Annotated in this window: 9 protein-coding genes; 4 read left to right on the top strand and 5 right to left on the bottom strand. The window is 62.2% G+C overall.

The window, feature by feature from the left end; translation table 11 throughout:
- The first annotated feature begins 15 nt into the window (after window positions 1-15).
- The 4 genes from CVE23_RS07765 to CVE23_RS07755 all read left to right on the top strand — a co-directional run bounded on the left by CVE23_RS07765 (window position 16) and on the right by CVE23_RS07755 (window position 5920).
- On the top strand, window positions 16-1278 hold the full coding sequence (locus CVE23_RS07765) for an efflux RND transporter periplasmic adaptor subunit (protein WP_100849235.1): 1263 nt from the start codon (window positions 16-18) through the stop codon (window positions 1276-1278).
- 20 nt (window positions 1279-1298) lie between these two features.
- On the top strand, window positions 1299-4442 hold the full coding sequence (locus CVE23_RS07760; protein ID WP_100849234.1) for an efflux RND transporter permease subunit: 3144 nt from the start codon (window positions 1299-1301) through the stop codon (window positions 4440-4442).
- A 132-nt stretch (window positions 4443-4574) separates the two neighbouring features.
- A complete protein-coding gene (locus CVE23_RS22695; RefSeq protein ID WP_145958412.1) occupies window positions 4575-4766 on the top strand; it encodes a hypothetical protein in 192 nt (63 codons plus the stop codon).
- A gap of 122 nt (window positions 4767-4888) precedes the next feature.
- Window positions 4889-5920 (top strand): alpha/beta hydrolase family protein, encoded by a 1032-nt coding sequence (locus CVE23_RS07755; protein ID WP_100849233.1) that lies wholly within the window; start codon window positions 4889-4891, stop codon window positions 5918-5920.
- A gap of 96 nt (window positions 5921-6016) precedes the next feature.
- On the opposite strand, the gene CVE23_RS07750 is transcribed toward CVE23_RS07755, so the two are convergent.
- From CVE23_RS07750 to CVE23_RS07730, 5 genes are read right to left on the bottom strand one after another with little or no spacing between them, the layout of a single operon-like run.
- Complete coding sequence (locus CVE23_RS07750; protein ID WP_038918437.1) at window positions 6017-7129, bottom strand: ABC transporter permease; 1113 nt, start codon at window positions 7127-7129, stop codon at window positions 6017-6019.
- The gene (locus tag CVE23_RS07745) at window positions 7122-8066 is read right to left on the bottom strand and encodes an ABC transporter ATP-binding protein (RefSeq protein WP_038918436.1); all 945 of its coding nucleotides are present in this window, start codon (window positions 8064-8066) and stop codon (window positions 7122-7124) included. The genes CVE23_RS07750 and CVE23_RS07745 overlap by 8 nt, the downstream gene beginning before the upstream one ends.
- Before the next feature lie 16 nt (window positions 8067-8082).
- Window positions 8083-9594, bottom strand: a complete 1512-nt coding sequence (locus CVE23_RS07740) for a condensation domain-containing protein (RefSeq protein ID WP_100849232.1) — start codon at window positions 9592-9594, stop codon at window positions 8083-8085.
- Window positions 9591-14144 carry a type I polyketide synthase gene (locus CVE23_RS07735; protein WP_100849231.1) on the bottom strand — a complete coding sequence of 1518 codons (4554 nt, stop codon included), beginning with the start codon at window positions 14142-14144 and terminating at the stop codon, window positions 9591-9593. Before CVE23_RS07735 ends, CVE23_RS07740 begins: the two co-directional genes overlap by 4 nt.
- Window positions 14145-20666: a non-ribosomal peptide synthetase gene (locus CVE23_RS07730; RefSeq protein WP_100849230.1), complete on the bottom strand. Its 6522-nt coding sequence runs from the start codon at window positions 20664-20666 to the stop codon at window positions 14145-14147.
- Window positions 20667-20679 lie beyond the last annotated feature (13 nt).

Here is a 20679-nt window from a genome sequence, read left to right as displayed (position 1 = left end):
GGATTACGAAGTGATATGAACACCAAGAAACCGTATCAATACCCGGCCGCCTGCATTTTGTCGGCCCTGCTTCTGGCAACGCCCGGTCAGGCGGAGCCGAACGGCGGAAACGCCCGTCTACCCGTTTCACTGAAACAACTGTGTCGCCACGGCGTGATACTGGCGCTGGTCGGCATGCTGCTGACCGGCTGCGATCAAGCCGACGTAGCGGTCGAACCGCCGCCGGCGCAGGTCACCGTACTGACCGCCACGCCCGCGCCCATCACCCTGACCGACGATCTGCCCGGCAGGGTCGCCGCGGTGCGAACGGCGGAAATCCGCCCGCAGGTAGGCGGCATCATCCAACGCCGGTTGTTTGAACAGGGCGCCGAGATCCGCGCCGGACAGCCGCTGTTCCAGATTAACCCCGCGCCGTTCAAAGCCGACGTCGATACCGCCGGCGCGGCGCTGCAACGCGCCCAGTCGGTGCTGAACCGGGCGCAAATTCAGGTCACCCGTCTCAAGCCGCTGCTCAGCACCGGCGCCATCAGCCAACAGACCTACGACGATGCGATAGCCCAGCGCGACCAGGCCGCCGCCGATGTGGCGCAGGCCCGCGCCACGCTGGCGCGCCGCCAATTGGACCTGACCTTCGCCACCGTCGAGTCCCCGATTGCCGGCCGCATCGATCAGGCGCTGATCACCGAAGGCGCGCTGGTCAGCACCAACGACAGCAATCCGCTGGCGCGGGTCCAGCAGATCGATCAGGTGTATGTCGATGTGCGGCAACCGGCCTCTTCGCTGGAGCGACTGCGGGAGATGCTGACCAGCCGCGACCGCGGCGGCGACGGCGTACCGGCGGTGATCCTGCGCAGCGACGGCCAGCCTTACCCGATGTCGGCGCACATTCTGTTTTCCGGCGTGAATGTGGACGCCGGCACCGGCGACGTGCTGCTGCGCATTCTGGTGGACAACCCGCAGCGGCAACTGCTGCCGGGCATGTTCGTCCGCGCCCGCGTCCCGCTCGGTCACCACGCCGACGCCCTGCTGGTGCCGCAACAGGCGGTAGCGCGCAACGCCGGCGAGGCCAAAATCTGGGTCATTGATGAGCGGAACAAGGCGCATGCCGTCGCGGTCGAGCTGGGCGAGTTGGTCAACCGGCAGTATCGCATCCGCGCCGGACTCAGCGCCGGCCAACAGGTGGTGATCGAAGGCGGGGAAAGACTGAGCGACGGCGCCTGGGTGACGACCCAGCACTGGAAAAAAGTGCCGTCCGCCACTGATGTGGCGTCACGCTAACCGCAAAGGAGCCATGCACCATGCCGCAATTTTTTATCCATCGCCCGGTATTTGCCTGGGTGATCGCCCTGTTCATCGTGTTGCTGGGAACCATCGCCATTCCCCAGTTGCCGATCGCCCGTTACCCGTCGGTGGCGCCGCCGACGGTGTCCATCACCGCCTCTTACCCCGGCGCGACGCCCCAAACCATGAATGATGCGGTGGTTGGGCTGATCGAACGTGAACTGTCCAGCGTCAAAAACCTGCTCTATTTCGAGTCGTCGGTAGACACCTCCGGCTCGGCGCAGATCAGCATCACCTTCAAACCGGGTACCGACCCGGAGCTGGCGCAGGTGGACGTGCAAAACCGCATCAAATCGGTCGAACCCCGGCTGCCGCAGACCGTCAGGCAAAACGGGTTGCAGGTGGAGTCCGCCTCATCGGGCTTTCTGCTGCTGGTCAGCCTGACCTCCGAGAACGGGCGCTTCGATCAGGTGGCGCTGAGCGACTACATGGCGCGTAACGTGGTCGAGGAACTGCGCCGGGTCGACGGCGTCGGGCGCGTCCAGCTGTTCGGCGCCGAACAGGCGATGCGCATCTGGGTCGATCCGAACAAGCTGTTGTCCTACGGCCTGACCATGAACGACCTGTCGACCGCCATCACCCAGCAGAACGCGCAAATCGCCCCCGGACGGGTCGGCGACGCGCCCTCTCTGCCGGGACAGCGGGTAACCATTCCGCTGACGGTGCAAGGGCAGTTGGAAACCCCGGAGCAATTCGCCGCCATCGTGCTGCGCGCCAGGGAAGACGGCTCGCGGGTGGTGCTGGCCGACGTGGCGCGCGTCGAACTGGGCGCGCAATCCTACGGCTTTTCCGTACGTGAAAACGGCAGAGACGCCACCGCCGCCGCCGTCCAACTGGCGCCGGGCGCGAATGCGGTGCGTACCGCCGCCGCGATCGCGCAGCGTATGGCCGAGCTGAAACCGTCCATGCCCGCCGGAATGGGCTATTCGCTGCCGTTCAACACCGCGCCGTTCGTCAAAATCTCCATCGAGCAGGTGGTCAGAACGCTGGCCGAAGCAATGGTGCTGGTGTTTCTGGTGATGTACCTGTTTCTGCAAAACGTGCGTTATACCCTGATCCCGGCGATTGTCGCGCCTATCGCCCTGCTCGGCACCTTCACGGTGATGCTGGCGGCCGGTTTCTCCATCAACGTGCTGACGATGTTCGGCATGGTGCTGGCGATCGGCATCATCGTGGATGACGCCATCGTGGTGGTGGAAAACGTTGAACGGCTGATGGCGCAGGAACGGCTGTCGCCCAAAGCGGCGACTATCCGGGCGATGAAGGAGATCACCGGCGCGATTGTTGGCATCACGCTGGTGCTGTCGGCCGTATTTATCCCGATGGCGTTCGCCAGCGGCTCGGTGGGGGTCATCTACCGGCAGTTTACCCTGTCGATGGCGGTATCGATCCTGTTCTCGGCGTTTCTGGCGCTGACGCTGACGCCCGCGCTGTGCGCCACGCTGCTGACGCCGGTTGCCGACGGTCATCATGAGAAACGCGGCTTTTTCGGCGGCTTTAACCGCCGCTTCGAACAGCTGACGCAGCATTACGCCGCCGGCACCCGCGCGCTGTTGCGCCGTTCCGGCAGCATGTTGCTGCTGTTTGCCGCGCTGACCGGCGCGCTGGCGTGGATCTTCCGGGAATTACCGTCCGACTTTCTGCCGGAAGAGGATCAGGGGTACTTCATGACCTCGATCCAGTTGCCGTCGGACGCCACCGAAGCGCGTACGCTGGAAGTGGTCAAAAGCTACGAACAGCACATCGCCTCGCGCCCCGGCATCGCGTCCAACATGTCGATTCTCGGCTTCGGCTTCTCCGGCTCCGGCCCCAACGCGGCGATGGCGTTCACCACGCTGAAAGACTGGTCGGCACGCGGCGGCGCCACCGCACAGGGCGAAGTGGCACAGGCTCAGCAGGCGATGTCGCAGATTCGTGAAGGTACCGCCATGATACTGATGCCGCCCGCGATCGATGAACTGGGCACCTCATCGGGCTTTACCCTGCGCCTGCAGGACCGCGCCGGTCAGGGTTACAACGCGCTCAAGGCGGCGGAGGCCAGGCTGCTGACGCTGGCGGCGCAGAGCCACATCGTCGCCGGCGTCTACCCGGACGGCCTGCCGCCCGGCAGCACGGTGCGGCTGAATATCGATCGCCAAAAAGCGGAAGCGCTCGGCGTGTCGTTCAGTACGCTCAGCGATACGCTGTCCGCCGCCATCGGCTCACTGTACGTGAACGACTTCCCGAACGCCGGCCGCATGCAGCAGGTGATCATTCAGGCCGACGCGCCGGCGCGTATGCAACTGGACGATGTGCTCAGGCTGTATGTGCGCAACACCGCCGGCGGCATGGTAGCGCTGAAAGAAGTGGTGACGCCGGTCTGGAGCGACACCCCGCTGCAACTGACGCGCTATCAGGGTTTCCTGGCGGCCAGAATCTCCGGCAGCGCCGCGCCGGGCGTATCCAGCGGCAAGGCGATGGCGGAGATGGAACGGCTGGCGGCGCAGCTGCCGCCCGGCTTCACCGTGGAATGGACCGGGCAGTCGCTGCAGGAACGGCAATCTGCCGCGCAGGCGCCGATGTTGCTGCTGCTGTCGATGGTGGTGGTGTTTCTGGTGCTGGCGGCGCTGTATGAAAGCTGGTCGATTCCGCTGTCGGTAATGCTGGTGGTGCCGCTGGGGCTGCTCGGCGCGGTGCTGGCGGTCATCCTGCGCGATATGCCGAACGACGTGTTCTTCAAGGTAGGGCTGATTACCGTCATCGGGCTGTCGGCCAAGAACGCCATCCTGATCGTCGAGTTCGCCAGACAGCTGCGCCAACAGGGGCATGAGCTGGTCGACGCCGCGGTGACGGCGGCGCGCCTGCGTCTGCGCCCGATCCTGATGACCTCGCTGGCGTTTGCGCTGGGGGTGGTGCCGCTGATGGTGGCGTCAGGCGCCAGCGCGGAAACCCAGCACGCCATCGGCACCGGCGTATTCGGCGGTATGGTCAGCGCCACCGTGCTGGCGGTGTTCTTCGTGCCGGTGTTCTTCGTGGCGGTCATGGGCGTGCAGGAACGCTACGACCGCTGGCGCGAAGCCCGCCGGGCCATGAAAACGCCGACGGCGTCGGACGAAGGCTAATCCACGGCGGCGACGGTGGTCTGTCGGCACAACCGGCAGGCCACCGCACTGGCAATAACGCGGAAAACGGGGCATCGGTTTTATCCCCCAACCGTATGTCCCACCGCGCTGACAAGGTGACGGAAAGAAATCATGCATAAAGAAACCATGCATAAAGAAATAACGGATAAACAACTATCAGGTAAAGCATGCACCGTTAAACATCATTTAATCTGCATAAATAATTCGGGCGGCGGGAAGGCAACAACGCGGCTTGCCGTGCCCCCATTAAAGCGCAAAACTCATGGATGGACGCGGAATAAAACCAATACGCCTGCAACTTGAAGTATGACGGGTATATATTAATTTTATAAAGGATAACAACATGTCGCATAATACACGTTCCCCGCTTCGTCGAAATCATTTACGCTGTGATTCCTTTGCCCTGACGCTGAACTGAAAAAATCATGGATAAATTTTTTCGTCTGCCACGCTGGCTGTCCATTACCTGTGCCATCGCGTTCACCCTGCTCAGTTTTCTGCTCTATCAGAACTATTACAAAATACGGGAAGAGAAAGTCACTATTCCTACCCCGATGCAACCGCTGAACGCCATTCTGGCGATGCCGGCCACGCTGCCGCCCGGCCAAAAGCCGGGGGTGGTGATTTTCGTGCACGGCGATGGGCCGATTGAAGCGACCCACGGCGGTTTTTATCGCCCGATGTGGGAAGCGATCGCCAAAGCGGGCTACGCCAGCCTGTCGTGGAACAAACCCGGCGTTGGCGGCGCGCCGGGCAACTGGCTGCTGCAAAATATGGACGACCGCGCCAATGAGGTGATGGCCGCTATTCGCTGGGTGCAAGCCAACCCGCAACTGGACGGCACGCGCATCGGTTTGTGGGGCGCCAGCCAGGGCGGCTGGGTGTTGCCCAAGGTCGCGCGCCTCGACCCGGAGGTCTGTTTCATGATTGCCGTTTCCCCCGCCATCAACTGGCTGCAGCAGGGGCAATACAACACCATCGCCAGCATGAAGGACCAGCACGCGTCCGCGCCGGCGATTGAACAGGCGGTATCGCGCAATGCGATCATTCTGCGTTATTTGCAGCAGGGAAAAACGCTGGCGCAATATCAGCAGGATATGCCGGGAAAAATTGATTTAACGCCGGACCGCTGGACGTTCATTCAGAAAAACTTTCAGGCCGACGCCACCGACGACCTGAAAAATATACACACCAACGTATTATTAATGCTGGGCGGCAAAGATATTAACGTGGACGTTAATAACACCCGTAACACTTATCAGGCGTTATTAACGCGACCGGGACAGCTGACGGTAAAATATTACCCGCCGTCAACCCATAATATGGTCGATAAATCGGTAGAGGAGTCGCTGATAAAATCCTGGACGCTGGGATTATTTTTCCCGCGCCAGATTTTCACCGCCGGTTATCTCGCCGATCAAACCCGTTTTATTGCCGATACCCGCTGCCCGCAATAATAAGAGCTGAGGCAATAAAGACTGAGGCGCAATAGCGCCTCAGATTGCTGACAACCCGCTTAAGTAAAAACGGATGACAAGGCCGGGTTGCCACTATCAATACCAGCGAAAAATACGCTTGCCGACCGCGAAGCTGACCAGCCCGATCGCCGACAGCACGGCGGCGGCCGGCAACACGGCGACCACACCCGCACCTTCGATGAACACCCGGCGCATCATGTTCGCCAGCATGGTCAGCGGCAACAGGTCGATGAGAGCGGCGCCGGGAAAATTCTTGTAGCTGAAGAAAATGCCGGATACCAGCACCTGCACCAGAATGATCACTTCCAGCAAGCCGTTGGCTGTCTGCGCTTTTTTGGCGCGCGACGCCGCCAGCACCGCAATTCCCGAGAAACAGAGATTACCGGCCAGATTCAGCAGCAGGAACGCGCCAAACTGCCCCTGAATGCTGACGTCGAAATAGATTTTGGCGAACCAGTAGATAATCAGGATCTCGATAAAATTGATAATGAAGCAGGATAGGATGTGCGCCAGCAGGAACATGGACGGACTCATCGGCGTGATGCACATCTGCCGCGTCACCCGCGTGATGCGTTTCTCCACCAGCGCCCAGCCGACGGCGATCAGACAAGTCTCCATGATGGCCATCGCCAGTAATCCCGGCACCAGAAAATCGATGTACCGCAAGCCGGGGGTATCCAGCACCGACAGATTCTGCGCCACCGCCTGACCGAACGCCTGTTCCGATTCATTCAGCAGGTAGTAGGTCAGCATCGCTTCGCTATTCTGCGGATCGAGATAATACAGACGGCGTTGCGTCTGGTCCTTATCCGTCAGCGTTTCCACGATAATCTGAATATCGCCGCGCTTGAGCGCCAGAATGATGTCGTTGTAATCCTGATAGTAATTAACGGTGTACTTGATTTTGACCGTATTCTCCCGCTTCACCTCCGCCCGGTTGACGATCGAGGCGATTTCATGCGGTTTTTCCGCCAGCGTTTGCCCCCAGGCGCGGATCTGCGCCTGTTGCCCGGCATCCTTCGGCAACAGGATGCCGATATGCCGTTCCGGAATGTCCTGCATCGAGAACGACACCCCCAGCAGCCACACCAGCAGCAGTGGAAACCCGAACGACCAGAACAGAATCTGGGGTTCGCGGAAGTACTGCCGAAACTGCGTCAGCATCAACGAAAACAGTGCATTATTCATGGAACCCCCTGCCCGCCAGCGTCATGAAAAGGTCATCCAACGTTTTTTTCCGCACCACCAGTTCGATGATGTCGGTACGCGCTTCGCTCGCTATCGCCAGTAAATCGCCGAGAAACTGGGTGGCGTTAAAGGTCAGCAAATTGATGCGATGCGTCGTGGCGTCATAGTGGTAACGCAGCACTTTGGGGTGCTGATGCAACGTCTGTAAGCGTTCCGGATGCGAGGCCCGGCATTCAATCACCTCACCCACGCAGTGTTTCCTGAGCAGTTCGTCCATAGTGCCGTGGGTGAGGATCTCCCCCTGATTCATGATGCAAATGCGGTCGCACAGGTATTCCGCTTCCTCCATGTAATGCGTGGTCAGAATCATGGTGGCGTTATTCTCTTTGTTCAGTTTGCGCAAAATATCCCAGGTATCATGGCGAATACGCGGGTCCAACCCGGTGGTCGGTTCGTCCAGGATCATGATTTCCGGTTCATTGAGGATGGCGACCCCCAGCGCCAGCCGCTGGCGCTCGCCGCCGGACAGCCCTTCCACATAGGTTTTACGTTTTGCCGTCAGTTCCACCATTTCCATCACCTCTTTCATGCGCTGGCGGGAACAACGGTAAAAACTGGCGAACAGCGACAGGGTTTCCTCCACTTTCAGCTTGTTGATGAACAGGGTTTCCTGCAGTACGCCGCTCAGGCGGTGGCGCAGCCAGTCTTTGTCCCTGCTCCAGCTCTTGCCCAAAATCCTGACCTTGCCGCTGTCCGGCTGTTTCAACCCTTCAAGAATTTCCACCAACGTGGTTTTGCCCGCGCCATTCGGCCCCAGCAGGCCGAGAAACTCGCCGCGGTAGACATCCAGCGAAACCCCCTTTAGCGCCTGATGGTCCTTGTAGGTTTTCACCACCTGATCAAACTCGATCACTTTCTCTTTCTGTTTCATATCCATTGAATGTCCGGCTCATTTAACCAAGGGAAGAGAGCTGTTGACGGAGCAACTGTAAAAAACGATCCATGCCGTCCTGATTAAAACAGCAGCACGTGATGTGCAGTTTTAACTGCCGGTCGGCCCCGCGGGTAATGTAGATATTGATGGTGTCGCTTTCCCAGCGGGTGGCGATGTCGGCGTCGGTAAAATAGTCCGATTCCCGGCAGTGGCGGATAGCCAGGGTTGCCGACTGCGCCTGCGGCGCGTCGGTCTTGAAGGCATCCTGCAACACGTTGATGTTGATCAGCGGGTCGGCCACGCCTTTGGCCCGCCACGCCGGATCGCGCGCCCACCACCAGCGGGGCGGTTTGGGCTCCATGAACAGGAAATCCGCCAGAAAGCGCGGATAGAGCCGGGCCTTGCGGGCGATGCCGCAATAAAGACGGCTCAACCATTCGATGCCGGTCACCAAAAGCCGGGGGCTGTGCGACCAGCGCTGGCGGGCCAGAATGCCGATCGGCAGGCTCCACGAGTGCATATGCTCATAGGCTTGCAGCACATTCTGCCGCACCTGCTCCAGCAGAGCGGCGAGATCCGGCTGCTGGCTAAAATCCATCGGTACCGGCATGGCGCGCAGTTGCGGCGCCATCAATGTCTCGGACCCCGGCTGATTGCGCCCTTCCAGCACCGAATTGAGGGCAAAACGCGACTCGCCGCTCAGCTGATGCACCACCTGCCCGACGATCGCCAGCAACACCATCTGCACGCTCATGCGGTGCTGGCGCGCCAGCTGCTTTATGCGTTCCATATCGCTGTCTGCCAGCGGGATATCGCACTGGTGATCGATCAATTCCCGCTGGTTGATCAACGACAGCGGGAAGTGGGCGTAGCGATAGCCCGCCAGATGCTGACGCCAGAACGCCAGCTCGGCCTGCAGCGCCTCGTCGCTTTGCACACGCTCCTGCGCCACCCACTGCTCAATCGGCGTCGCGTCCTGATTATCGTGCGGGGTGCGGCCGGCGTTCAGCGCCGAGTAAACCTGCCATAATTGCTGCTCAAACAAGTGAAAGGCGCCGCCATCGGCAATGATGTGCGGCATACTCAGCAGCAGCAGGTAGCGTTGCGGCTGCAACTGGAACAGTTGCGCCCGCAGATGGGGCGGCTTGTCCAGCGCGAACGGCTGCGCCATAAACCTTGCCGAAATGTCTGAAACACGCCGACGGCGTTCCCCTTCGCCGCACCCATCCAGCTTGATCACCGACAGGTCAAAACCGTGGAACGCCCGGCATTGTTGCACCGGCGTCCAGTGGCTGAAGGCCATACGCAAACTGCTGTGACGGTGGATCAGGCAGTTCAGCGCTTTTTCCAGCAGTTCCGGCTGCAGGTCGCCTTCAATCAGAATACCGGACTGATTGTTGGCGGTGTCCCCCAGCGTCATCGCCACAAACCAGAAGCAGTGCTGGGCATACACCAGCGGCACCGCCGCCCCTGAGGCCGCCGCGTTCACGACATGCTCCGATGACGCCGAAAACGAATTCAGGCTACTCATACGCTCGCCTCCAGCGCCGGTTGGGCCGGTTCCTGACGCAATCGCGCCTGCCCGGCCAGTTTGGCGATGGTGGGATAGTCATAGATAAAGCCCACCGGGAACGCCACCTTCAGCTGTTGCTTGATCTGGGCGATGATTTGCACCGCCATCAGCGAATGGCCGTTCAGTTCGAAGAAGTCATCGTCAACGCCAATCGGCCCCAGCCCCATTTTTTCCTGCCAGATGCGGGCGATGGTCTGCTCGATGTGGTCACGGGGCGCCAGATAGGCGTTGCTGAGCGGCGGACGCGGGTACAGGCTGGTTTCCTGCCCGGTTTCCTCCGCCGGCGCGTCGTCCTCAGCCGGGGTATCGGCGTCAGGCAGCGGCAGCCCGCGCGTCGATATCACATACTGCGGCGCCTGACGAACCAGCAGCCGGGCCAGCAGTTCGCAGCCCTCTTGCGGCCGGATGCCGTGACGGATCACGGCCTCGGTGTCGCCGCTGTTCCATTTTTTCAGGCTGTCCACCGCCATTCCGACTTCCTGCCAGGAGTCCCAGCCGATGGAAAGGTAACGGGTGTGCGTCCTGCGACGACTGCGGGCGGTGGCCCAGGCATCCTGATAGGCGTTGGCGGAACAGTAGGCGACCTGGCCCATCGGGCCGACCGCCGCCGCCAGCGACGAACACTGCACAAAGAAATCGAGCGGGCGGCGCTGGAAGTAGCGCTCCAGCACCAGCGTGCCCCACACCTTGGCCTTGAACACCGCCAGCGAATCCGCCGGGGTACGCTGCTGAATCAGGCGGCCATCCGCCACCCCGGCGCAGTGAAACACGCCATGAATCGCGCCGTGGGCATGAGTGACCGCTTTCAGCGCCTGGGTCACCTGACGGGCGTTACCCAGATCGGCGGCGATCACCGTCACCGTGCCGCCCAACTGCTGAATTTTCTGTAGCTGCCTGATTTTCAGCGATTTCTCATTACTGTCGTCGTGTTCGTCCAGCCATTGCTGCCAGCGCGACTGTGGCGGTACGTCGCCTCGCCCCAGCAGGATGACGTGCGCCCGGTAGTGCTGCGCCAGCCACTGCGCCACCGTCATACCGATGCCGCCGAAACCGCCGGTCAGCAGATAACGGCCGTGAGTCAGCACCGGCAGTTGCGCCTCGTCCGCCGGTTCGGCCACCACCTGCTCCAGACTCGGGATATAGCGGACCCCGCCTCGCAACGCGACAAACTGCTCGTCGCCCGGCGCGCCCAGCTCCGCCAGCAGCGGCGCCAGATTGCGGTCAAATGCCGGCGCAAACAGCACGCGCGACGGCGCATCGATGTCGATGCTGCGGCACACCACTTGCTCGAACTCTTTTTCCAGCACCCGGCAAGGCCCCACCAGCAGCGAACGCGCCGGGTCGCAACGATCCGTCGGCGTCACCGCATGCAGCCCATTGGACACCACATGCAGCAACAGCGGCGTCTGGCGCTCGGCGCCGGCAAACTGGCGGGCAATGCTCAGCAGGGTTTCGTAGTGACCGATGGCGGTATGCACCGGCAACGCCCGGCGCGACACCGGCCAGCACAGGATCAGGTGATCCAGCGGGAATTTCTGCTTCTCCAGCGAGGACGCCAGCGCCGCCAAATCCTGCGGCGCGTTGGGTTCGATCACCCAATTCAGCGGATTTTTACGGCTAAAGCGTTTGCCCGCCGTTACCCGGCACACCCGCGCGCCCTGCTGTTCCAGTTGCCCGGCCAGCCGTTCCGCCATCCCGGTTTTATCCATGAACAGCACGATGCCGCGACCGCGCCAGGTCACGCGCGGCGCGGCGTTGAGCGGTTTCTGATGCCAGCAAGGCTGGCTGGCCCACTGCTCCAGCGGCAGGCGCTGACCGGCCGGAGCGGCCTGCGACGACAGCGTTGTCGCCGGGGCGGCAAGCCGGGACAGATCGTACACCTGACGCTGGAAGGCATAGCCCGGCAACGGGATACGGCAACGGGACTGGTGGCGGTAGAACGCGCGCCAGTCCGGCTTGACGTCCCACTGCCACAGTTGCCCCAGCGCGCTCAGCAACTGGCGATAATCGTTCTCGCGGTGGCGAAAATCGGGCTGCATGCCCAGCACGCGACTATCCGAGCGCTCGCCGTCCAGTTGCAGCGTCGCCAGTCCGGTCAGCGCCTTGCCGGGGCCGACTTCCAGTAGCAGCGACGGACCGTAACCCAACAGGCTGGCAATCCCTTCGCTGAAGGCGACCGGTTCGCGCAGCTGGCGCACCCAGTAATCCGGGTCGGTCGCCTGCTCATCGCTCACCCAGTCGCCCGTCAGGCAGGAGATAAACGGCAGCTGCGGCGCCTGCAGGGTCACGCTGTCGAATGCGCGCCGGAATGCTTCCAGACAGCCGTCCATCATCGGGCTGTGGAAGGCGTGGGAGGTATGCAGCCGTTTGGTTTCAACCCCGCGCGCTTCCATGCGCTGCGCCATGCGGTCGATAGCCTCGGCCGGGCCGGACACCACGCAAAATTCAGGCGCATTGCTGGCCGCCAGCGTCACGCCGTCAATCAGCGCCTCACGCGCCTGCGCCGCCGGCATCGAGAGCGCCAGCATCGTGCCGGGCGGCATGGCGTTCATCAGTTCGCCGCGTCGGCTTACCAGCGTCAGCGCATCTTCCAGGCTAAACACCCCGGCCAGACACGCCGCCACGTATTCGCCGATGCTGTGCCCGATGCAGGCGGTCGGCACGATCCCCCAGTCCATCAACTGGCGACTCAGGGCGTATTCGACGACGAACAGCGCCGGTTGGGTAAAGCGGGTCTGGTACAGCGGTGAACCCTGGTCCTGCCCGTCGGCCTCAAACAACAACGGGCGAATATCCAGCCCCAGCAACGGATGCAGCAAGGCAGCGCAGCGGTCCACCGTTTCACGGAATACCGGCGCCTGCTGATAAACCCCGGCCATCATGCCGGGGTACTGCGAACCCTGCCCGCTGAACATGAACACCAACGCCTTTTTCTCTTTGGCGACCTTAGCCGTTGCCGGGCTGGCCTGCACCAGCAGCGACAGCGCCTGCTCACGGCCTTCCACCGCCAGACTGTAGCGATAAGGCAGATCGCTACGCCCCTGCTGGAGCGTATAAGCGGCATCGGCCAGCGATGCCTGCGGCGTGGAGGCGAACCAGTAATGAAAACGGGCGATGTTGTCGCGCAATGCGGTCGGCGTATGGCCGGAAAAGCATAGCAATTGCGTCTGCGGCGCGGGTCCGGACGAACCGACAAAGCGCGACTCCTCCAGAATGACGTGGGCGTTGGTGCCGCCGATGCCGAACGCGCTCACCCCGGCGCGGCGCACCTCGTCGCCGCCCCACTCTTTGCCTTCGGTCGGGATATAGAACTGGGTGCCGTCCAGCACGACTTCCGGGTTAAGACGGGTAAAGCTGATGGCGGGCGGAATATAGCCGTAGCGCAGCATCTGCGCCGCCTTGATGATCCCGGTCACGCCCGCCGCCGAATCGAGATGGCCGATATTGGCTTTCACCGACGCCACCGCGCAGCTTTGCGGCACCGGGTGGTCAATCTGGTACGCCTCCTTGAGCGCCTTGACCTCGATCGGGTCGCCCAGATGGGTGCCGGTGCCATGCGCCTCGATATAGCCGATGCTGCTGGCCGGCACGTCCGCCGCCAGCAGCGCCCGTTGCAGGGCATCCACCTGCCCGGCCACCGACGGCGCGCTGAAACCCAGCTTACGCGAACCGTCATTGCTGATGGCCGAACCTTTGATGATCGCCGTGATGGTGTCTCCGCTATCCAGCGCATCCTGCAACCGCTTGATAACCACCGTCGCCGCGCCATCGCCGCCAATCATGCCGCTGGCGTCGGCGTCGAACGGGCGGCAATGACCGTCGTGCGACAGGATTCCGCTGTCGCCGAACCGGTAGCCGCCCTTATCCGGCATGCCGATATGCACCCCTCCCGCCAGCGCCATATCGCATTCGCCCATCAGCAACGCCTGACACGCGAAGTGCAACGACACCAGTGAGCTGGCGCAGGCCGCGCCGATGGTCATCGTCGGGCCGTGCAGATTCAGCTTGTACGCCACGCGGGTGGAGACAAAATCGCGGTTGTTGCCGTTTTGCAGCTCCGACAACGACACGCGGCGCAGCACGTCAGGCCGGTCCAGCAGGCAATGGATCAGGTAACTGCTCTCGGCGCTGCTGGCATAGACGCCGATTTGCCCGTCGAACTTGTCCGGCGCGTAACCGGCGTTTTCCAGCGCATGCCAGCACACTTCCAGAAATACCCGCTGTTGCGGGTCAATCGCTTCCGCTTCCCGCGGCGAATAGCCAAAAAACGCCGCATCAAACGCGCAGGGTTGCGCCAGGTCCGCCGCCCGCGCCAGATAATCCTCCTGCTGACGCAGCGCCGCCGGAATGGCGGCGGCGTCCAGCTCTTCATCGCTCAGGGTGCGGATCGACTCCACCCCCTCCACCAGATTTCGCCAGAATTGCGCCACATCGTCAGCGCCGGGGAATACCCCGGCCATACCGATAATCGCCAGTTCATAACCGTGGGTTGATTGCACCATCTCCATTTACCCCATGCTCCTTTTGGCCTGCAACGCGGACAAACGACGCCGCCCTTCCTGAATACTGCTTTCCACCTGCTGGCGATCCCGCGTTTGCGCCGCCTTGTTGCCCCGGATGTGCTGCACCAGTTGTTCGATGGTGGTGAAGTTCAGCAGGTCCAGCACGCTCAGCTGCGGGAAGCCGATGGCTACCAGCTTGAGGTGCACCCGCGCCAGCAGCAGCGAGTCACCGCCCAGATCAAAGAAGTTCTCCTGCTGATCCGGCAGCGGGATGGACAGCACCTCCGCCCACACCGCCTGAATCGTCCCGACCAGCGGGTCGCTCTGCGGTTTCAGGGTGACGGGCGCCTGCAGGCTCTGTTTCAGGCTCGCCACGTCCAGCTTGCCGTTCATGGTCAGCGGCAGCGAATCGACAAAGCTAAACCGGCCCGGCACCATGTAACGCGGCAGACGCTCCAGCAGGAAGGTGCGCAGCGCGTGGCTGTCGGGCTGGCTGTCCGCCAGTCGAACCACACAGGCGACGATTTGCTTTTTGGGTCCATCGCTCACCACCACGGCGGCGGCGCGTTCGATGCCGGGATGCTGGCACAGCACCGACTCGATTTCCCCCAGTTCGATGCGATAACCGCGGATCTTGTTCTGATTATCCAGACGACCGAGGTATTCGATGTTGCCGTCTTCAAGCCAGCGGCCGCGATCGCCGGTTTTGTACAGGCGACGGCCGGGTTGCTGCGGATGCGCCACAAACAACCGGTCGTACAGTTCGCGCTGATTGAGGTAGTCGAGCGCCAGACCATCGCCGCCGATGTACAGTTCGCCCGGCGTGCCCACCGGCACCGGCTGCATGAAGCGGTCCAGAATCAGCACCTCGTTGCCGGGGTTGGGGCGGCCGATAGGAATGCCCTGCGCGTCGTTCACCGCGTCGGCCCGGTAGCGATAGCAGGTGGTGAAGGTGGTGTTTTCCGTCGGACCGTAGCCGTTCACCAGCTCCAGCTGCGGGTACAGCGCCTGTATACGCGCCGCGTGGCTGGCGGACATCGCCTCGCCGCCGCTGAGCAGTTGCCTGACGCCCTGCAACGCCTGCGGTTGTTCATCCACCAACAGGTTGAACAGCGACGTCGTCAGGAACAGGCATTCCACCTCGTGCTGCTGAATCAACTGCGATAACCGGGGAATGTCCACGCCGTCATGCGGGTAGATGACGATGGCGCCGCCGTTGAGCAATGGCCCCCACATCTCCAGCGTAGAGGCGTCGAAACTCACCGCCGCCAGCATCAGAAAACGCTGGTACGGCTCCAGCTCGACATAATCCACTTCCCTGACCAGCCGCAGAATGCCGCGCTGACCAATCAGCACCCCTTTCGCCTTGCCGGTGGAGCCGGAGGTGTACATCACGTAGGCAGGCAGCGCGTTATACGCCGAAACCGGCAGCGCGGTGTGCGGCATCGACAGCCAGGGACCCTGTTCCCCAAGATACAGCACCGGCACCGGCGTCTGCTGCACCTGCGCCTCGTCGCCCTGGCGGGCCAGCATCAGTACGCAGTTGGCGTCCTGCAGTTGTTCATGACGCCGGGCGAGCGGGTCTTCCTTGTTAAGCGGCACGTACACCGCCTCCAGCTTGGTCAGCGCCAGAATCGCCGCCACCAGCTCGATGCTGCGCCCCAGCCACAGCCCGACGCGATCGCCTTTTTTCACCCCCTGCCGCGCCAGCCAGTGCGCCAGCTGCGTGGTGTGGCCGTCCAGTTGGCGGTAGCTCAGCCGCCGCTCGTCCAGAATCACCGCGGTGGCATCCGGTTGACGCGCCACCTGTTCGGCGAACAGCGCCGCCAGCGTATCCGTTCCCTGATAGCCCGGTTTGCCGTGGCTGAACGCCGCCACCTGCGCCCGTTGCGCATCGGTCAGGAACGACTGACGCGTATGAATGGCCTGCTCGTCGCTCACCATCGCCCGGAACACCGCCCGGTAGCAATCCGCCATATGCCGGACCTGTTCATGGCTGAGCAGGTTTTCGTTGTAGTCCAACTGGATGGAGACCTGATTACTGACCAGCGACGAGGTGAGCGTGTAGTGCTGGAAATGCACATTGAGCGCAAAGTGGGTGCCTTCGTGCACCGCATCGCTATTGAGGTTACTGGCGACTTCAAACCCCAGCTCCGGCAACAGGCGTTCGTAGACATGGAAATCCATGTAGTTGAACAGCACTTCGTCCAGCAGCGGCTGCGGGCCGAAGTGCCGCTGGATGTCCGCCAGCGGGAAACTGCGGTACGGCATCATGCCGCTCTCGTTGGCGAAAGTCTGGCGGATCAATTCCCCCCAGCTGTTCTCGGTTAATTGCTGCCGGAACGGCAGGATGTTGAGGAACAGGCCGTAGAGTTGGTCGCCGCCTTTGGCCTCCGGACGGCCGTTGGTGGGGATACCGGTCAACACGTCGTTTTCGCCGCTGAACAGGCTCATCACCTTGAGGTGAGCGCTCAGCAACACGCTTTTCATCGGTACCGCCAGGTTGGCCATCAACCGGCGGATGCCTTTATAAACCTCCGCGTCCAGCGTCAGCGATATCGAGCGCAGGCGCGGCGGTATGTCCGCGTACCCCTGAGCGCCCGCCTTACGCGGCAGTTTCAGCAAGGTGCAGTCCGCCAGCTTCTCTTGCCACCACTGCTGTTGGAGCGGGTCGTTGATCAGCCGTTGTTCCTGAGCGATGAAATCGCGGTATTCGATGCCGGTTTTCGCGTCCGGCAGCCAGTCTTTGACGCCGGTCAGCGCCGCATAGCGGTTAAAAATCTCGACAATCAGCGAATGGTAGCTCCAGCCGTCGTACACCGGGTGACACTCGGTGAGCGTGAACTGAAAACTGGTGTCGTCGCGCAGGTAGATGAAGAAACGCAGCAGCGTGGGGTTGAGCAGGTCGAACGGCGTGACCCGCTCCGACTCCAGCAACGCCTTGATGCGGGCTTCCTGTTCGTCGGCGCTGAGGTGGCGCAAATCTTCAAACACGATCGGCAGTTCGGCATGCCGCAGCACCAGTTGCAGCGGCTGGCTGTAGTTTTCCAGATCGAACGCGGTGCGCAACACGTCATGACGCGCCACCGCTTCCTGCACCGACTGACGGAACGCCTGCTGATCGAACGGCCGCGACAGCCGCAGATGGGAGGTGCCGGTGCAGTGGTAGACGTTGGCGTCCGGCGTCAGTTGCATGTGGTAGAACATCCCCGCCTGCATACGGCTCAGCGGATAGGCATCCACCACCTCATCCGGCAACCGCGCCCGATCCTGCGCCGAAATCAGGCTGAACGGCTCGGTGCGCGCTACGCCGCCGCGCTGCCCGGACAGCGTTTGCTCAATCAGCGTCGCCAGTTCGGCGATGGTCTGATGCTGGAACAGGTCCACCAGCGACAGGTTCCAGTCCAGATCGTTGGCGCGCCCCACCAGTTGCACCCCGCGCAGCGAGTCGCCCCCCAGCGCGAAGAAATTGTCATGCACGCCGATGGCGTCGAGTTGCAGCGCCTGACGCCACAGATCGACCAACCGACGCTCCACCTCGGTGCGCGCCGCCACGAATTCGCTGGCGAGCTGCGGCCGGTCCTGTTGCAGCGCCAGCAGCGCCGCCCGGTCGATTTTACCGTTGGTGGTCAACGGCAGCGTCTCCAGGAAGTGAAACACCGACGGCAGCATGTAATCCGGCAGCGTTTCCTTCAATCCGGCGCGCAGCATTTCCGTGGTGCACGACTCGTCACTGACCACGTACGCCGCCAGCCGGGTCTGCTGCTGTTCGTCGCGCTGCGCCAGCACAATGGCCTGCTCCACCTGCGGCAGCCGTTTGAGGGTGGTTTCGATTTCGCCCAGTTCGATACGAAAACCACGAATCTTCACCTGATGGTCGCTACGACCGAGGTATTCCAGCGAGCCGTCGGCATGGAAGCGGGCCAGATCGCCGCTGCGGTAGACCCGCTCGCCGCGTTGGTGCTGTGGTAATGGATCTTGAGATAACGGGTCTGGCGGGAAAATATCCCGCAGCGGGATAAAGCGCTCCGCGGTCAGCTCCGGCCGGTGCAGATAGCCTCTGGCCACCCCGGCGCCGCCCACGTACATTTCGCCAATCGCGCCGAGCGGCACCAGGTTCCGCTGAGCGTCCAGCAGATAGATGCGCAGGTCATCCAGCGCCACGCCGATCGGGCTTTTGCCGCCCTGCTGCGCATCGGTCTGGGTAATTTTGCGCCAGGTGACGTGTACCGTGGTTTCGGTGATGCCGTACATGTTGATGATTTCAGGCTGGTCATCGCCGTATTTGTCGAACCACGCCCGCAGCGACGCCGGCTCCAGCGCCTCGCCCCCCAACACGATGTAGCGCAGGCTATCGCATCGTCCCGGCGCCTGGCTATCGGCGGCGATCAGTTGATAGAGCGCGGACGGCGTTTGGTTGAGCACCGTGACGCGCTCATCGTCCAGCCACTGGCGAAAACGCGCCGGCGTGCGGGTCACCCAATAGGGCACCACGCTCAGACGGGCGCCATACAACAGGGCGCCCCAGATTTCCCACACCGAAAAGTCGAACGCGCAGGAGTGAAATAACGTCCACACATCCGCTTCGCTGAACTGGAAATGGCGTTCGCTGGCGCTGAACAGCCGCAGCACGTTCGCGTGCGGGATCTCCACCCCTTTCGGATTGCCGGTAGAGCCGGAGGTGTAAATGATATACGCCAGGTCGTCCGGCGTGACGGCGACCTCCGGGTTGGTTTCCGGCATGGTGGCAATCAGCCCGGCTTCGTTGTCGAGGCTGATGAAATCGGCGTCGCTCCCGGCGAACAGATGGCGGAACGGCTCGCCGCCAATTACCCAGTTCAGCCCGGCGTCCTGCACGTAGTAATGAATACGCGCCTGAGCGTGGCTGCTGTCGATCGGCACGTAGGTCATGCCAGCCTTGAGGATGGCCAGAATCGCCACCAGCGTGTTGTCGTCCCTTTCCAGACAGAGGCCGACCCGCGACGGATGCTCCCCCGGCTGCGCTTTCATCTTCAGCAGATAGTGGGCCAGTTGGTTGGCGCGCTGGTTAAGTTGCCGGTAACTGACGCGCAAACCGTTTTCGCCGCTGAGCGCCACCGCCTGCGGGCGGCGCGCCGCCTGCCGTTCAAACTGCTGATGCAGCGTGGCGGTGACCGGGTGGCGCTCGCGCTCGCGCTGCCAGTCATTCAACAACAGCGCCTTTTCCTCCGGCGTCACGCACTGGTAGGCGCGCAGTGGCGCCTCGGGCTGCGCGACGATCTCCGACAGCAGGAACATGAAATTACGGCTGAGACGCGCGATGGTGTCGTCGTCAAACAGGTCGGTGCTGTACTCGAAGGCGCCCAGCAGTTCATCGCCCTGTTTTTCCATCGATAACGTCAGGTCGTATTTGGCATGCTCGCCCAGCGTTACCCGCGGCTGGCTGTCGATGCCGTCAAACCGCCACTGGCTTTGCTCGTATTCGTCAAACGAGAACATGATCTGAAACAACGGCGAATAACTGAGGTCGCGCGGCGGGTTGATCGCCTCCACCAGTCGGTCGAAGCTCACCTGCTGGTGTTCCAGCCCGGCCAGCACCGTCTCGAAAACCTGCTGCTGCAACTGGTCGAAACGCTGCTCCCGGTCAAGGTCAATGCGGTAGACCAGCGTATTGACGAAAAAGCCCACCACGCTTTCCAGCGCCAGTTGGCCGCGACCGGCCACCGGCGTACCGACAGCCAGATCGGTCTGGCCGCTGTAGCGGTGCAGCAGCAGATAAAATGCGCTGAGCAGGGTGGAATAGAGCGTGTTGTTGCGCTGCCGCGCCAGCTGCGCCAGTTTCCGGCTCAGTTCCCCGGGCAGACGAAAGCCGAGGGTTTTACCGCGGGTGCTGATGCGCGCCGGGCGGGCGTGGTCGGTGGGAAAGGCAATCGGTTCAATGCCGCGCAGCCGTTCCGTCCACCAGCGCAGCGACTGTCGATAGCTTTCCTGCGCCATCTCCTCCTGTTGCCAGGCGGTGTAATCGATGTACTGGATATCCAGCTCCGGGCGGGTCAGGGCCTCGCCGCGGCGGGCGGCGTTGTAGCCTTCCGCCAGCTCCCGGCTGATGATGCCCGCCGACCAACCGTCGGAGATGATGTGGTGCAGCACCATCAGCAACAGATAGCGCTGTTCGCCGCAATCAAACAGCGTAAAGCGCGCCAGCGGCCCCTGATGCAGGTCGATATTCTTGTCCCGCTCGGCGGCCACCCGCTGTTGCTGCTGCGCGTCATCGCAATCCGACACGTCCACCCAGTCGACCGGCAGCGCGCAGTGCTGATGGCAACGCTGCCACAAGACGTCCTGTTCAAAGGCGAAATCGGTGCGGAATGACTCATGGCGCGCCGCCAGCCAGTCGACCGACTGCTGTAGCGCCGCCCGGTCCACCGGCCCGTTCAATTCCAGCAAGGTCGGAATATGGTAGTTGGCCGATTGCGGCTCCAGTTGTTGCAGTAACCATAATCTCTTCTGCGCCAAAGATGCAGGGTGTTGAAAAAAGGTCTCTTGCATGTTTTGCCTCCGT

This window comes from Dickeya fangzhongdai (genome assembly GCF_002812485.1).
In the GTDB taxonomy this organism is placed as follows: domain Bacteria; phylum Pseudomonadota; class Gammaproteobacteria; order Enterobacterales; family Enterobacteriaceae; genus Dickeya; species Dickeya fangzhongdai.
Note: the sequence above shows the minus strand (reverse complement) of the source record. Positions and strands in the feature narration are given on the sequence as shown.